The organism is Methylobacterium sp. Ger2507, from assembly GCF_055231875.1.
Genome location: NZ_JBUYVC010000001.1, coordinates 3,093,224 through 3,106,782 on the forward strand (window position 1 = coordinate 3,093,224; position 13,559 = coordinate 3,106,782).

Genomic DNA, 13,559 nt, shown 5'->3' on the forward strand with positions numbered 1-13,559 from the left:
GAGGAGCTCAGCCATGTGCAACCTCTACAACCTGGTCACGCCCCAAGCCGAGATCCGCGCTTCGTTCGGGGTTTTGGTGGATCATGCCGGCAACCTGCCGCCGCTGCCGGGCATATTCCCGGACCAGCGGGCGCCCATCGTGCGTGCAGCCGAGAACGGCGAACGCGTCCTGGAGATGTTCCGCTGGGGCATCCCGGGCCCGAAGCAGTTCGGTGAGCACCCTGTCACCAACGTGCGCAACGTGAAGAGCCCGCATTGGCGGCCCTGGCTGAAGCCGGAGTACCGCTGCCTCGTGCCCGTATCATCCTTCAGCGAGTACGCCGACACCAAACCGAAGAAGACGCCGAACTGGTTTGCTCTCGGTGAGGACCGACCACTGTTCGCGTTTGCGGGCATCTGGCGGCCCTAGAAGGGCGTGCGCGGTACAAAGGCCGAGAACCCCGACCGCGTCGAGGAAGCACACCGCCTGTTCTCGTTCCTCACCTGCGAGGCCAACGGCGTGGTCGGCCCGATCCACAGGAAGGCGATGCCGGTGCTACTGACAACACCTGAGGAGTGGAGCACCTGGCTCAGCGCCCCGACCGAGATCGCCTTAGATCTTCAACGCCCCCTGCCAGACCCCATGATGCGGATTGTCGCGAAGGGAGCCCGGAAGGATCCAGCGGATTAGGTGCGGATGTCGGGCCACAGCCCCCTGACCCAGCCGTCGGATACATACGCTGCGCCAACACCTTCAAAAATAACTTTTTGAGTGGGCGCTTGTAAGACCCGTCCGCTTCAGTGAGCTTCTGCCGCGGCAATCGTCGGCGCAACACTGCGAGCGATACTCAGAACCTTCATGCGATCCTGTTGGTGCTTGATCGCGAGCCAAAGCGGCACCAGCTCGGCCATTAGAGCAATTTCATCCGCGGCAGGTTCTGAGAACGCCTGGACCGGGCAATTGAGTGCCGCTCCAATTCTGGTTAACAAGGCTGTTGTGCGCGGATCTATTCCTGCCGCAGGGTGGCGCCTGGTTCGCCTCACGGAAGGCGCATCGCCTCGCCTATGCCGTTCAGATCTCGCACATCGGAAGCGTCGGGCGTGTCGCCGGCAGCATGATCCGGGGCGGCGGCCCCCTGTCCGAACTGCTAGCCAGCTACCTGCGATCGTTCGCCGGTTCGATCGAGCGGATGTCCGAAGCCGAGACGGCCCATGGTTTCGGCGCCGTGCTGCATCTCCTGAGGGGCGTCATGGATCGGGAGACCGGATCCCCCGGCGACGCGCTCTCGACGGTCGGTCTTCGCTCGCTGGCAGGCGCCTACATCGAACGCCGCCTCCACGATCCGGCGCTGACGCCCGATGGGATCCGGGTGGCGCTGAAGGTCTCCCGGACCCGTCTATACAAGGCCTTCGCCACCAATGGCGGCCTCGCCGCCGCGATCCGGGACGCACGGCTCAACCGGGCTCGCCGCCGGCTGTCCTTTCGAGGCGCCCTCGAGAAGACCATCACGAACATCATGCTGTCCTGCGGCTACCGCGATGCTTCGGCCTTCAGCCGCGCCTTCAAGAACCGGTTCGGCCTCGCACCACGGGACTACCGCGAGGCAGTTCGACTCTAGCTGGCGCCCATCCTCTTGGAAACCGAGGAGGGGCACCCATCCTCCCGGGGACCGAGGGAAGGGCGGGACCTGACGCGCCTACGGCGCGGCCTTGATGTTGGGCGGCCCGAGATGCTGCAGAAAATCGGGCTTGCCGAGGCTCACCCCGGCGCTGCGGAGGATTCCGTAGGCGGTGGTGACGTGGAAGAAGAAGTTCGGAAGCGCGAACCCTGTGAGATAGGCCTGCCCCGTGAAGCGGTATCCCGTGCCGTTCGGGAATGTCAGCTCGACCGTGCGGTCCGCGCTCGACGCCAGCGCCGCCGGGTCGATGCTCTCGACGAAGGCGATGGTCCTGGCGCAGCGTGCCTTGAGTTCGGCGAAACTGGCCTCGGTGTCCGGCATCGCGGGCGCCGAAATCCCGGCCAGCCGCGCCACGGCGTTCTTCGCGCTGTCGGAGGCCATCTGATACTGCGCCGGCAAGGCCCGCATGTCGGGCGCGAGGCGCCCGAGGAGTAGCTCGGCCTCCGGCTTTTCCGAGGCCGCCTTGTCGAGCCACGCGCTCATGCTGCGAAGCGCATTGACGAAGATCGGGACGCTGACGTCGTGGATGCTGATGCTCATCCGGGATGGCTACGGCATCCGCTCCAACGGACGCGGTGAGCGCGCGCACATGCCGTGAGCGGCCGCGTCGACCGTTGGAGAACCCGGAAGCGCCCGCATCGCCCGTCGACGGCGCACCTGTCGACGAAGCTCGGGCCGCAGCCTGAACCGAGCGCCGCACCGGAGACTTCCTGCCGTTCGGATGCCCCCGGACCGCCCAAGGCCTCGGGCCTTGATAGCCATACAGTGAACATCTATTACAAACTTACTGTACGATGGATCGGGAACGATGGAGTACCGGGTCGGCCATGGCGTCCCAATCGGATCCTTTGCCCGAATCCCCCGGTGAAGCCTCCGCGGCGCGCCGCCAGGACGAGCCGGACCGCCGGCCGCCCCTCCGTGCGGGTCTGCGCCTGGGTCTGGGCGCCGGTTTACGCCGGCTCTATGCGACCGATTTCGGCGTCCGGATGCCGGACGATCTCCAGGACCGCGTATCCCGGCTGAAGACCGCCCTGGACGCGTACGACCGGCATCAGCCGGACACCTTCCGCCACGACCTTCTCGCACTCCTTCCGGATCTCCGGCGCTTCGCCCATGCGCTGGCGAGAGGGACCGGTGGGGCGGAAGCCCTCGTGCAGGAGACGCTCCTGAAGGCTTGGCAGGACCAGGACCGTTTTCCGCCCGGCACCGACCTGAAAGCCTGGGCCTTCACCCTCATGCGCGACCAGCATCGCAGCTGACACGGCGCGGAGCACGGCACCACGCCCCCTGTCGGAAGCGGCCGAGGCGACGGCGTCCCACCGTTCCGGTCAGGTGTGGAAATCCAGGTGGTGCGCCCCGCCGTGATCCTGAATGCCCACCAGCCCGATCTTGGCGTGTCCGAGATCGTCCGGTGGCTTGTGGCCCAAGGCCGGCGACGGCGCATCCGGGCTCGGAGCGGAAAACACCAGGTTGCCGCCGTCATCGACGCTGGCGGCGAGCGGCTTCGGGGGATTCGCGTCCTTGAGGTGAGACGCCTGATCCTGGGCCGCCGCGTCGCCGGGGCTGTGGGCCGCCGTGTTGCCGGTGTCGTGCCCCGGTGCCTTGCCGGTCTCTTGCGCCGGCACCTTGCCAGTGTCTTGCGCCAGCACCTTGCCGGTGTCTTGGGTCGCCGTATCGCCGGCGTCTTGTGGGGGCGCCCTGCCGGTGTCGTGCCCCGGTGCCTTGCCGGTGTCTTCTTGTGCCGATGACCTGGGGCCTGCAGGTTCGGGCGCGGGGTCCGCGGCGGCCGGCACGTCCGGAGCCGCCCCCGATGCGCCCTGGCCGTGTCCGTCGATCGCCGAAGACCTCGCCACGGGGGGCGGAGCGCCCCGGTCGGCGGCCGTGTCGCCGGTTCCCGTGAGGGTGGCATCCTGCGCCGCGCCGGCGCCCGAGCCCGAATCGTCGAGGTGACCGGGTGCCTTGGCGCTGGCGCCCGGCGCCTGACCCGCCGGAGCCGGCGGTGTGGGTCCCGTCTCCGAAGCGAGTTCTGCCTCCGGGGCGGGTCCTGCCTCCGGAGCGAAATGCGCGGACGCGGCCTCCGACGGCATCGTCCTCGGTGTGGCCGCGTGGCTGTGGCCGTGCCCAGCAAGGTCGCCTTGGGTCGAAGACGCCCCCTCGTCGGCGCCGTGCCCGGCGGCGGGTGACGCCGTGGCGAACGCCGGATCGGCCTTCGGAGCCTCGGCGCCTCTCGCTGCAGCCTCCGAATGGCCGGACGGACCGGCGGGGGCCGGGTGGTCGCCATCCGAGGCACGCGACGATTCCGCCGATGCGTGCGAAGCGCCTGCCGGGGCGTGAGAAGACCCCGCCGATGATTGCAAAGATGCTGCGGATGCGTGCGAAGACCCCGCCGGGGCGTGCGATGATGCCGAGCCGTCCGCCATCGTCCCGGTATGCCGCTCCTCCGGGTCGCCGGTCGCGGAACCGGCCGATGACGAGTCCGACCCAGCCGATTTGACCTTGGCGTGCGACGACGCTTCGGCAGCCATCGGTGCGGCGTGGCTGCCAGAGGGGTGTGCATCCGCTCGCTCGCCCTTGGCAGAATCGGCGGTCGCGGCGTCGGCGGCCGCTCCGGTCTCGGCCTGCGCGTGGGCCGCCCCGGCCGAACCGGGTGCACCGCGCGATGGCGCCTCGGACTCGGTGCTGGCGTGCGCCTCCGACCCGCGCAGCGTCACGCCGTCCGGGTCGCCATCGCCGGCACTGCCAGCCTGGGCCCGGCCAGCCTCGGCCCGGCCATTGCCGGAAGCGCCACGCTCGGACGCTCCGCCGCCCGCACTGCGGGCGGACCCGGCTTGGCCTTCGCTTTGGCCTTGGCCCGCCTCGGCGGATGTCCGATCACCCGTGTCGGGTTGGGCGTGCGATCCGGTCTCCGACTCGGCTGCCGAGGCGGCCTGCGTGTGGCTTGGGTCCTGGGCAATGTGCTTGTCGGAGGCGGCGTTCCGCTCGGCGCTCGAACCCGCTTCGGCGGTCTTCGACAATGCGGCGTCGGGCGTATCTCGGTCGCCGGAGGATGAGGATGAGGACGAGGAGGGTGCCTTGGAACCCGCCTGCTGCGACGACCCGGACGAGCCGTTATCGCGGTCCGGCGAATGAGGGCTGTCGGCGGTCGGGGCGGACCGACCCGTGTCCGCGTTTTTCTGTCCCCGCCCCGCGGCGGCCGGGTCGGTCGCGTTGTCCGTCTCGGACGCGGCGCCCTGCTTGTCCGAGGCTTCGCCGCGATGCTCCGAGGCCGCGTCACGGCTGTCCGAGTCTTCGCCACGGCTGTCCGAGCCGGCGCCACGACTGTCCGAGCCTTCGCCACGGCTGTCCGAGCCGGCGCCTCGCTTCTCCGATGACCCATCGGACCGGCCCGACTCGCCCCGTTCGGTCTGCGCGGCCACGGTCTGCGAAGATACGGACTGGGAAGAAGCGGTCTCGGAGCGATCCGGGCCTCTGCCCGTCGCGGCCTTAGGCGCCGACGCGGCTTTGGCCGGAGCGTAGCCCTCGTGCGTCGCCGCCTCCAACGAGAAAACCGGCCCGGTTCCCGGTTCCGCTCCGGCCGCCGCCGCCGGGGCGCCGGCGGCCCCCTCCGAGGCCGGTCCCGGCGCGCCCGACGTCGCGGTGCGGTGCGCCGCATCCGCCTCGGTCGCACCGGAAGACGCCTTGGTCTCGGCCTGTAGCGACGTCCGCGACGCGTCGCCGGCCGGCGCGGCCTGTCGTCGGGCCAGGCCATCCGCCTCGCGGCCCAGATCCTGGCCAAGGTCCCGGCCGAACTGGGGGCCCGGGGCTTTCGCCAGCTCCGGCAGATCCTGGTGGCGCCCGGGGCCGCCGCCGGCCTCGACGGCCGCCACAGGGGAGCCGCTGCCCGAGGGTCCGCCCGCGCGCGCGGGAAGCGGTCCGCCCGAGGTCGCGGCCCGTCCGGCTTCGTCGGCCACGGGACCCTGAAGCGACTCGCCACGGCTTCCGAACCCGGGATCGCCGTCCGCCGACGCTCCGGAGAGGAGATCCGGGCCGGTGCGGGCCTCGGCGGAATCCGGAGTGAACGCGTTGGCGGCGAAGATCATGGCCGAGAGCAGGATGGCGTCGGCGTGCTTGCGATGGCCGTCCCGCTCCTCGGAAGTCCCGGTTCGCGTCACGTCCGGCGAGCCGAGATGCGCGTCGGGTCCCGCGCTCCCGGCCGGTGCGAGGCCCGGGAGGCGGGCTGGCCCCTCGCTCGCGAAGGCGTCGTCCGGCGACAGGCTCAAGGCCGCGGCCGCGACCAGCGCGGCGAGCAGGGCGGCCGGATGGACGGCGAGGCGGGTGCCATCGCCGGCCCTCGGGATCGGCAGAAGCTCGGGATGACGCTGGGCGACGTGATTGATGAGGGCGCGGAAATCCCGCCCGCGCGCGAGACCGTCGAGGGCCTCCGAGGCAATCAGGTAGCTGCCGTCGATCCGGGCGAAATGCATGATCTCGTCGCCGTCCGGGCGGCAGAAGACGAACCAGGGATCGCCCTCGTCGCTCAGGCCCTGCTCGCTGGCGATGGACAGGCCGGCCCGCAGGAGCGCCGCCTCGACCCGGTAGAATTCCGCGAGTTCCTGCTGCGACCAGCCGCCCCGGCGCGTCGAAGCCGGCGGGAACAACGAGATGATCGCACTCATCGGGACCTCACCTGCGCGCACGTCACCATCAACCCGATCCTATCGTTCATGGAAGGCGCGTCCCACTGCGTCGAAGAAGGGCGCGAGAAGGTAGTCGAGCGCGGTGCGCTCGCCCGCCGAGACGACGATCTCGGCGGGAAGGCCCGCGATCAGGCGCGGGCGCACGTCGTCCGGCAGCGCCCGGTCGTCGATCTCGATGGTGCCGGCGAAATAGGCCTGCTTCGTCCGGTCGTCGATCAGACGGTCGCGGGAGACGGTGGTCAGGCTTCCGAAGATCGCCGGCATCCGGCGGCTCTGGAAAGCCGGGAACTTGATCTCCGCCCGCATCCCCGCATGGACGGATTCGAGGTCGTTCGGCGCGAACTGGACGCTGACCACCAGTCGGTCGCTCGTGGGCACGATCTCCATCAGGGGCTCGCCCGAACGGATCACCTGCCCGATCGTATAGACCTTCAGGTCCTGGATCACACCGGGGGAGGGCGCGCGAACCTCGTGCCGGCGCAGGACATCCTGCGCCACGACCAGCTTCTCGCGCAGCTCGACGATCTTCTGGCGCGTCTCGAGCAGCTGGGCGGTCAGGTTCTCCTGGCGCTTCTGCCGAAGCTGCGCGGCCTGCATCCCGGCCTCGTTGATGCCGTTCCGGGCTTTCGCCGTCTCCGCGACCGAGCGCCCGATCACGCCTTCGAGACGCGTCCGCTCACGCTCCATCATCAGGACGCGCGAGAGCGGGATCAGGTCCTTCTCGCGCAGGCTGCGCAGGCCTTCCAATTCCTGCCGGATCAGGGCGACCTGCTGCTCGACAGCGGATTTCTCGACGGCGAGGCCTGAAATCTCCGTGTTCAGCTGCGTGACCTTGGCCTCGGTGAGCGAGAGCTGGAGCTGGAACGAGGCCTGCCGCTCCGCGAGCTGGCTGGCCTGGTCGGCGATCATGTGGGCGATGGGACCGTCCGTCCGCCGCTCCAGGATCTCGGGCGGCAGCGCCGGCTCGGCGGCCTGGTCCTGCTCGGCCCGAAGCCGGGCCTCCAGGATCAGGGCGGCATCGAGCTGGCTGCGGAACAGGTCCGCGCTGGCACGGGATTGCAGCGGGTCGACGCGCAGGAGGACATCGCCGGCCCGGACCGCCTGCCCGTCCTTCGCCAGAACCGCCTGGACGATCCCGCCCTCGAAATGCTGGACGCTCTTACGGCTGCCCTCGGCGACGATCACCCCGGGGCTGATGACGGCACGGTCGAGCCGCACGAAGGCCGCCCAGGTCCCGACGACGCCGAAGGTCAGGAGGATGAGGGCGTAACCGGCCGCCGCGTACCAGCGCCAGTCGGTCATCCCGGCCGGATTGCGGGCGCGGGCCGGGGACACGAGCACGGGGTCTGCGAGCGGGGTCGTCATCCGGGCCTCGGCCATCGCTCACCCCGCATTCCGCTGCGCGTCGAGGGCGCGACACGGTTCGGGCAGCGCGGCACTGCCGGATGCCGGCACCCGGGTGGGCACCGCGCGCGGACCGGCGATCTGCCCGAGGACCTGTTCGGCCGGTCCGAAGGTCTGCACGGTGCCGCCATTCAGCACCAGCACCCGATCGGCGTTCGTCAGAAGGCTGAGCTTGTGGGTCACGATCACGATGGTGGTCCCGGCCGCCTTCAGGTCCGCCACGGCCCGCATCAGCGCGACCTCGCCCGACTGGTCGAGGCTCGCATTGGGCTCGTCGAGAACGATCAGGCTCGGGTCGCCGTACATCGCGCGGGCCAGGGCGATGCGCTGGCGCTGGCCGCCCGACAATCCGTGTCCCCCCTGTCCGATCACCGTGTTGTACCCGTCGGGAAGCGCCTGGATCAGCTCATGGCAACCGGCGCGCTGAGCCACCGCCAGGATCGCCGCATCGTCGCCGGCATCGAAGCGCGCGATGTTCTGCGCCACCGTTCCCTCGAACAACTCCACGTCCTGCGGCAGGTATCCGACGTGGCGGCCGAGTTCCTGCTGGTCCCAATGGCGCAGGTCCGAGCCGTCGATGCGCACGCTGCCGGCGAGGAGAGGCCAGAGGCCCGTGATCGCCCTGACGAGGGTGGATTTGCCCGCCGCGCTGGGGCCGATGATGCCGACGACGCTGCCGGCCTCGAAGGTGAAGGCCACCTCGCTCAGGATCGGCCGGGAGGCGCCCGGTGCCGCCACGGACAGGGCGGTGGCCTCGATGAATCCGCGCGGGCGCGGCAGGGCGAGGCGGCGCGGCTCGGGGCCGGCCACGGCGAGCAGGGCGGCGAGGCGGCGGTAGCTGGCCCGGGCGCCCGTGAAGCTCTTCCAGTTGCCGACCACCCCCTCGATCGGCGTGAGGGCGCGGCCGATGATGATTGAGGCGGCGATCATCGATCCCGCCGTGATCTCCCGGTGAATGGCGAGGTAGGCGCCGGCGCCGAGGACCAGCATCTGCAGAAGCAGGCGGATGAACTTCGTCGCCGCGATGATGATGCCGGCCCGGTCGCTCGCCCGCGCCTGGAGCCTCAGCACCTCGTCGTGGCGGGAGCGCCAGAGGGTGCGCATGGCGGCGAGCATGCCCATCGCCTGAAGCACCTCCCCGTTCCGGAAGGTCGCCCCGGCCTGCTGACCGGCGACGCGGGACACCTGGTTGGCGGATTGGAGGGGGCGTCGCGTGGCGACCTCGTTGAGCAGCGTCAGCGCCAGGATGGTGCCGCCGCCGACGAAGGCCATCCAGCCGAACCAGGGATGCAGGGCGAAGCAGGCGACGAGGAAGATCGGCGTCCAGGGCAGGTCGCAGAAGGCCAGGATGCCGCTCCCGGTCAGGAATTCGCGCAGGATGTCGACGTCCCGCAAGGCGGTCTCGTGCTGGGCGCCCGGCCTCAGCAAGGTCCCGCGATGGGCCGCATCGAAGATCTGGTTCGCGATCTGCTGATCGAAGATCATGCCGCCCCGCACGAGCAGGCGCGACCGCAGCATCTCCAACGCCGCGTAGACGGCCAGGCCGAAGGCGGCGATCAGCGTGATGCCGGCGAGCGTCGTCTCGTTGCGGCTGGGCAGCACGCGGTCGTAGATCTGAAGCATGTAGAGCGGGCTGACGAAGAGCAGCAGGTTGATGAAGAAGCCGAACAGCACGGCCGTCGCCAGCACCGGCCGCATCGCCCGGAGGCCGTTGCCCAGAATCGATCGCACCGCGTCATCGCTCATCGCGCGCGCTCACCGGGCGGGAAGCGACGACGGGAGCGGGCCGCCGAGAAATTTGGCGAAGACGTTTCGCAACGACAGCGACGGTGAACACTTCCGAGCCCGAGTTCTGCACAGGACGCTCCACACTCGGCCGACGTATCCCGCTCAGCAAAGCCGGGTCCTTCGTCAGCGCACCCTGGGACTGCATCCGGTGCATCGACTCCGTCTCTACGCCAGGTCCGAGTGCGAACGCTTGAGCGGACCATAGCGCAGACTGGAATCTTTCCAAGCACCTTGCCTGGAAACCGGTATTTTGCCCAGGAACCCGTTGCGCGTCCACGAACCCGCCCGGCGTACGGGCGGCGGCGGTTTTCGTCCAACAGCGTTAACGTCTGGACTTCGCGGCCGGTGTTCACCTATATGAACTTCACTGTACAAGCTGAGCGTCGCTCAGCCGTCGCATCCGGGAAGGCCGCCTCTCGTGTACGCTCATCACCAACGCCTGGATTCCGAGGGCGTGCTGGAACTGCGCCGGGAGGGTGGGCGCTATCTCAAGGAGCTGCGCGAGGCGCGCGGCCTGTCGCAGCGGCAGCTCGCGAACCTCGTCGGCGCCGAGTACTACACCTTCATCTCCCAGCTCGAGACGGGGCGTGGACGGATTCCGCCCGATCGCTACCGCGCCTGGGCCGAAGCGCTCGACGTCGATCCCAAGGACCTCGTCCAGAGCCTGATGCGGTTCTATGATCCGATTACCTACGGGATCCTGTTCCAGAGCGACGAGACGGCCGGGCCAGCGGACGCCTGAGGCATCCCGGCCTGCGGCCCTCCGGGGCGCACCGGACCTCGCGCCAGTTCGGCGCTTAAGACAGGGCCTCGCTTGAGCCAGCCCCTCAGCTGTCTCTATCGTTCGCCGGGTGGACGGCGTTCGAAACCACCCCGGGGGTCTCGATCGATGCGGTGTCGGCCGGTGAGACCGGGGCACCGATTGCCGCCATCAGCGCCCGGAGATCTTCGATCCATTGATCGATCTCGGCGCGTGAGGCACTGCCGGCACGCCGGAAGACCTTGCCCGAGTCGAGCGTGACGACGACATCGAACAGGCCGTCCAACCTGTCCTCGATCCGGTAGGACACACCGCGTGGCATGCGCGAGCCATAAGCCACGCGCCCTGAGGTGGAAAGGGGCGCATCGGCACAGGGGCAGCGGGACCGACCCAGGGCGCAGGCGGTTCCTCCTGGTCGATTCCGGACCAAGTCCGATCTTGAGAATTGCCTGAGAGTGCCATATTGTATTCACTGTACACCCCGGGAGGGTGTCGCGGGCGGCAGAGGAGAAGGCCATGGTGCCAGGTGGTGAGAGGCCCTCGGGTCGGAAGGTCGTAGCGTGCCGGATGGATGCCGTGTCCGACACCCGGCCCGGCCTGCCCCCGGCCTTGCGCGACCACCTGAGCCGCGAGTTGCAGACCTTCTACGCTGCCAGCCTGGACGACGCGCCGCCCCAGCGCCTCCTCGACCTCATCGACCAGCTCCAGGCGACCCTGTCCCGGCAGAGTCCGGCCGCGACCTCCACCTTCCGCGACGACCTGATCGCCGCGCTTCCGGGTCTGCGCGCCTTCGCCAAGTCGCTGGCGGTGCAGCCATCCAGGGCCGACGATCTCGTGCAGGAGACGGTGCTGAAGGCGTGGACGCACCAACACCGCTTTCAGCCCGGCACCAATTTCACGGCGTGGCTGTTCACCATCCTGCGCAACCAGTTCTACACCGAATGCCGCAAGGCCCGGCGCGAGGTCGAGGATGCCGATGGGGCCGCGGCCGCCCAGATGATCGCGCTGCCCTCCCAGGAGCACGGCATCGAGTTGCAGAAGGTCTGGTCCGTCCTGACCAAGCTGCCGCCCGTGCAGCGCGAGGCCCTGCTGCTCGTGGCAGGCCAGGGCCTGACCTACGAGGCGGCGGCCACCCTCGTGGGCACGCAGACCGGCACCATGAAGAGCCGGGTCAGCCGCGCGCGCGCCTTCCTGGCCGGTTCGCTCGGCCTGTCGGAGGAGCGGCTCTCGGCCTGAGCGCCTCGGCGATCGTTGCCGGGCTCGCCACGGGCGGGACAGCGCGCGAACCCGGGAGGCGCCGATCGTGGAGTGCGCATGACGGGCGTGGATCATGACGGGCGCGGATTCTGCCCGTAAGGTGCAGCCCGGAGATTGAGCATGGCGCAAACCCACGATCACGATGCCCACCCGCCTTCGGACCACTCTCAGGGAGACCACCCGCATGCGGCCCATCACGGAAGCGCGCTTTCGCCGATGGAGCTGCGGGTGCGCGCTCTCGAATCCGTCCTCGTGGAAAAGGGCTACGTCGACCCGGCCGCCCTCGACGCGCTGATCGAAACCTACGAGACCCAGGTCGGCCCGCATAACGGCGCCCGCGTGGTGGCGCGGGCCTGGGTCGATCCCGACTTTCGGGCGCGCCTGCTCGCGGATGCCACCCCGGCGATGCGCGAACTCGGCGTCGGCGGGCGCGGCGGCGAGCACATGGTGGTGGTCGCCAACACGCCCGAGACGCACAACCTCGTCGTCTGCACCCTGTGCTCCTGCTATCCCTGGCCGGTGCTCGGTCTGCCGCCGGTCTGGTACAAGTCGCCGCCCTACCGCGCGCGGGCCGTGATCGAGCCTCGTGCGGTGCTCGCCGAGTTCGGCCTGACCCTGCCCGCCGGCCAGCGCATCCGGGTCTGGGATTCCACCGCCGAGCTTCGCTACATGGTGCTGCCGATGCGCCCTGCCGGGACGGAAGCCCTCGACGAGGCGGCGCTCGCGGCCCTCGTCACCCGGGATGCGATGATCGGCACCGGCCTGCCGGAGGTGGGCGCATGAACGGGGGCCAGGATCTCGGCGGCCTGCACGGGTTCGGTCCCGTGGCGGCCGAAGCGGACGAGCCGCGCTTCCATGCCCCCTGGGAGAAGCGGGTCTTCAGCCTCGCGATGGCCATGGGCTTCTGCCGCGCCTGGACCCTCGATGCGAGCCGGTCCGCCCGCGAGGCGCTGCCGCCGGGCGAATACCTCACCTCCAGTTATTATGCGATCTGGCTCAAGGCCCTGGAGCGCCAGGTCCAGGCCCACGGCCTCGCCACGGCGGTGGAACTGTCCACCGGCACGGTCACGACGCCGGCCGCCCCGGTCGAGCGCGTGCTTCGGGGGCACGAGGTGGCGCCGCTCTTCGGGCGCGGCTTCCCGAGCGACCGGCCGGTTCCCGAACCCGCGCGCTTCTCGGTGGGCGACCGCGTCCGCGCGCGGAACATCCATCCGGTCGGACATACGCGCCTGCCGCGCTACGTGCGGGGCCGACTCGGAACCGTCGAAACGGTGCATGGCGGCTTCGTCTTTCCCGACACGAACGCGCGGCTCGCCGGTGAGGCGCCGCAATGGCTCTACACCGTCCGGTTCTCCGGCCGCGAGCTGTGGGGAGATCAAGCCGAAGCCGGCCACGCCGTCTCGGTGAACGCGTTCGAGAGCTACCTGGAACCCGTCGCTCCGGAGCCGACCGCATGAGGGATGCCGACCGGATACCCCTGGACGACGCGGTCGCCCCGGTCTTCGCCGAGCCCTGGGAGGCTCAGGCCTTCGCCCTCGTGGTGGCGCTTCACGATGGCGGGCTGTTCGACTGGAAGGAATGGGCCGAAGCCTTGGGGGCAGAGACGCAGCGGACCGGGCAGGGGGCGGATTATGCCGCCTGGCTCGCTACACTCGAGGGCCTGCTCGCGGCGCGCGGGATCGCCGAACCCGAACGCCTCTCGGAGCGCCGGGCCGCCTTCGCGCGGGCCGCCGCCGCAACCCCACACGGCGAGCCGATCCGTCTAGCGAACGATCCCCGCGCCGTCGCGGCTCAAGAATAAGCGTCTCGGACACCCACCTTCAAACATCACAATTGTAGCAGCACCGCATTAGCGACTGCACACTTCAAATTTTGTAATAATGAATGATAGTTTATCAAATTATACAGAACTAATATTCTTATACTGCACATTTGATGGAATCGGAAGAGTTACGCTCACCAATCATCGCGCCGCGTGCAGCGACGCATGGGCTACCCACGCCCAAACGGTCGAGG

12 protein-coding genes and 1 pseudogene are annotated in these 13,559 nt (G+C 69.6%); 8 read left to right on the top strand and 5 right to left on the bottom strand.

Going from position 1 to position 13,559, the window contains the following annotated elements:
* The first annotated feature begins 13 nt into the window (after positions 1–13).
* Positions 14–670: pseudogene (locus ACV7NL_RS14335) on the top strand (SOS response-associated peptidase).
* Between the two features lie 304 nt (positions 671–974).
* A complete protein-coding gene (locus ACV7NL_RS14340) occupies positions 975–1,598 on the top strand; it encodes a helix-turn-helix domain-containing protein (RefSeq protein ID WP_463356003.1) in 624 nt (207 codons plus the stop codon).
* A gap of 78 nt (positions 1,599–1,676) precedes the next feature.
* Here the strand turns inward: ACV7NL_RS14340 and ACV7NL_RS14345 are convergent, their stop codons facing one another.
* Positions 1,677–2,198, bottom strand: coding sequence for a DUF1993 domain-containing protein (locus tag ACV7NL_RS14345; protein ID WP_056480977.1), 522 nt, complete (start codon positions 2,196–2,198; stop codon positions 1,677–1,679).
* Positions 2,199–2,485: 287 nt separating this feature from the next.
* Here ACV7NL_RS14345 and ACV7NL_RS14350 point away from each other — a divergent pair, with 287 nt between their 5' ends.
* Entirely contained in the window at positions 2,486–2,917 is a 432-nt protein-coding gene (locus ACV7NL_RS14350) for a sigma factor (protein ID WP_463356004.1), read from the top strand.
* Positions 2,918–2,986: 69 nt separating this feature from the next.
* Here the strand turns inward: ACV7NL_RS14350 and ACV7NL_RS14355 are convergent, their stop codons facing one another.
* The 3 genes from ACV7NL_RS14355 to ACV7NL_RS14365 are packed head-to-tail and all read right to left on the bottom strand — an operon-like array spanning position 2,987 to position 9,484.
* Positions 2,987–6,313 carry a hypothetical protein gene (locus ACV7NL_RS14355; protein WP_463356005.1) on the bottom strand — a complete coding sequence of 1,109 codons (3,327 nt, stop codon included), beginning with the start codon at positions 6,311–6,313 and terminating at the stop codon, positions 2,987–2,989.
* 39 nt (positions 6,314–6,352) lie between these two features.
* Positions 6,353–7,699: an HlyD family type I secretion periplasmic adaptor subunit gene (locus ACV7NL_RS14360; RefSeq protein WP_247636863.1), complete on the bottom strand. Its 1,347-nt coding sequence runs from the start codon at positions 7,697–7,699 to the stop codon at positions 6,353–6,355.
* An 18-nt stretch (positions 7,700–7,717) separates the two neighbouring features.
* Positions 7,718–9,484 carry a type I secretion system permease/ATPase gene (locus ACV7NL_RS14365; protein ID WP_056184438.1) on the bottom strand — a complete coding sequence of 589 codons (1,767 nt, stop codon included), beginning with the start codon at positions 9,482–9,484 and terminating at the stop codon, positions 7,718–7,720.
* A gap of 460 nt (positions 9,485–9,944) precedes the next feature.
* Here ACV7NL_RS14365 and ACV7NL_RS14370 point away from each other — a divergent pair, with 460 nt between their 5' ends.
* Positions 9,945–10,268: a helix-turn-helix domain-containing protein gene (locus ACV7NL_RS14370; RefSeq protein WP_056184440.1), complete on the top strand. Its 324-nt coding sequence runs from the start codon at positions 9,945–9,947 to the stop codon at positions 10,266–10,268.
* An 85-nt stretch (positions 10,269–10,353) separates the two neighbouring features.
* Here the strand turns inward: ACV7NL_RS14370 and ACV7NL_RS14375 are convergent, their stop codons facing one another.
* Entirely contained in the window at positions 10,354–10,572 is a 219-nt protein-coding gene (locus ACV7NL_RS14375) for a hypothetical protein (RefSeq protein ID WP_463356006.1), read from the bottom strand.
* A 281-nt stretch (positions 10,573–10,853) separates the two neighbouring features.
* On the opposite strand from ACV7NL_RS14375, the gene ACV7NL_RS14380 reads away from it, so the two are divergent.
* The 4 genes from ACV7NL_RS14380 (at position 10,854) to ACV7NL_RS14395 (ending at position 13,344) form a co-directional block, all read left to right on the top strand.
* Positions 10,854–11,522 (top strand): sigma-70 family RNA polymerase sigma factor, encoded by a 669-nt coding sequence (locus tag ACV7NL_RS14380; RefSeq protein ID WP_056184443.1) that lies wholly within the window; start codon positions 10,854–10,856, stop codon positions 11,520–11,522.
* 141 nt (positions 11,523–11,663) lie between these two features.
* Positions 11,664–12,326, top strand: a complete 663-nt coding sequence (nthA, locus tag ACV7NL_RS14385; protein WP_463356007.1) for a nitrile hydratase subunit alpha — start codon at positions 11,664–11,666, stop codon at positions 12,324–12,326.
* Positions 12,323–13,000: a nitrile hydratase subunit beta gene (gene nthB / locus ACV7NL_RS14390; RefSeq protein WP_463356008.1), complete on the top strand. Its 678-nt coding sequence runs from the start codon at positions 12,323–12,325 to the stop codon at positions 12,998–13,000. Before nthA ends, nthB begins: the two co-directional genes overlap by 4 nt.
* On the top strand, positions 12,997–13,344 hold the full coding sequence (locus ACV7NL_RS14395; protein WP_463356009.1) for a nitrile hydratase accessory protein: 348 nt from the start codon (positions 12,997–12,999) through the stop codon (positions 13,342–13,344). Before nthB ends, ACV7NL_RS14395 begins: the two co-directional genes overlap by 4 nt.
* The last annotated feature ends 215 nt before the right edge of the window (positions 13,345–13,559 follow it).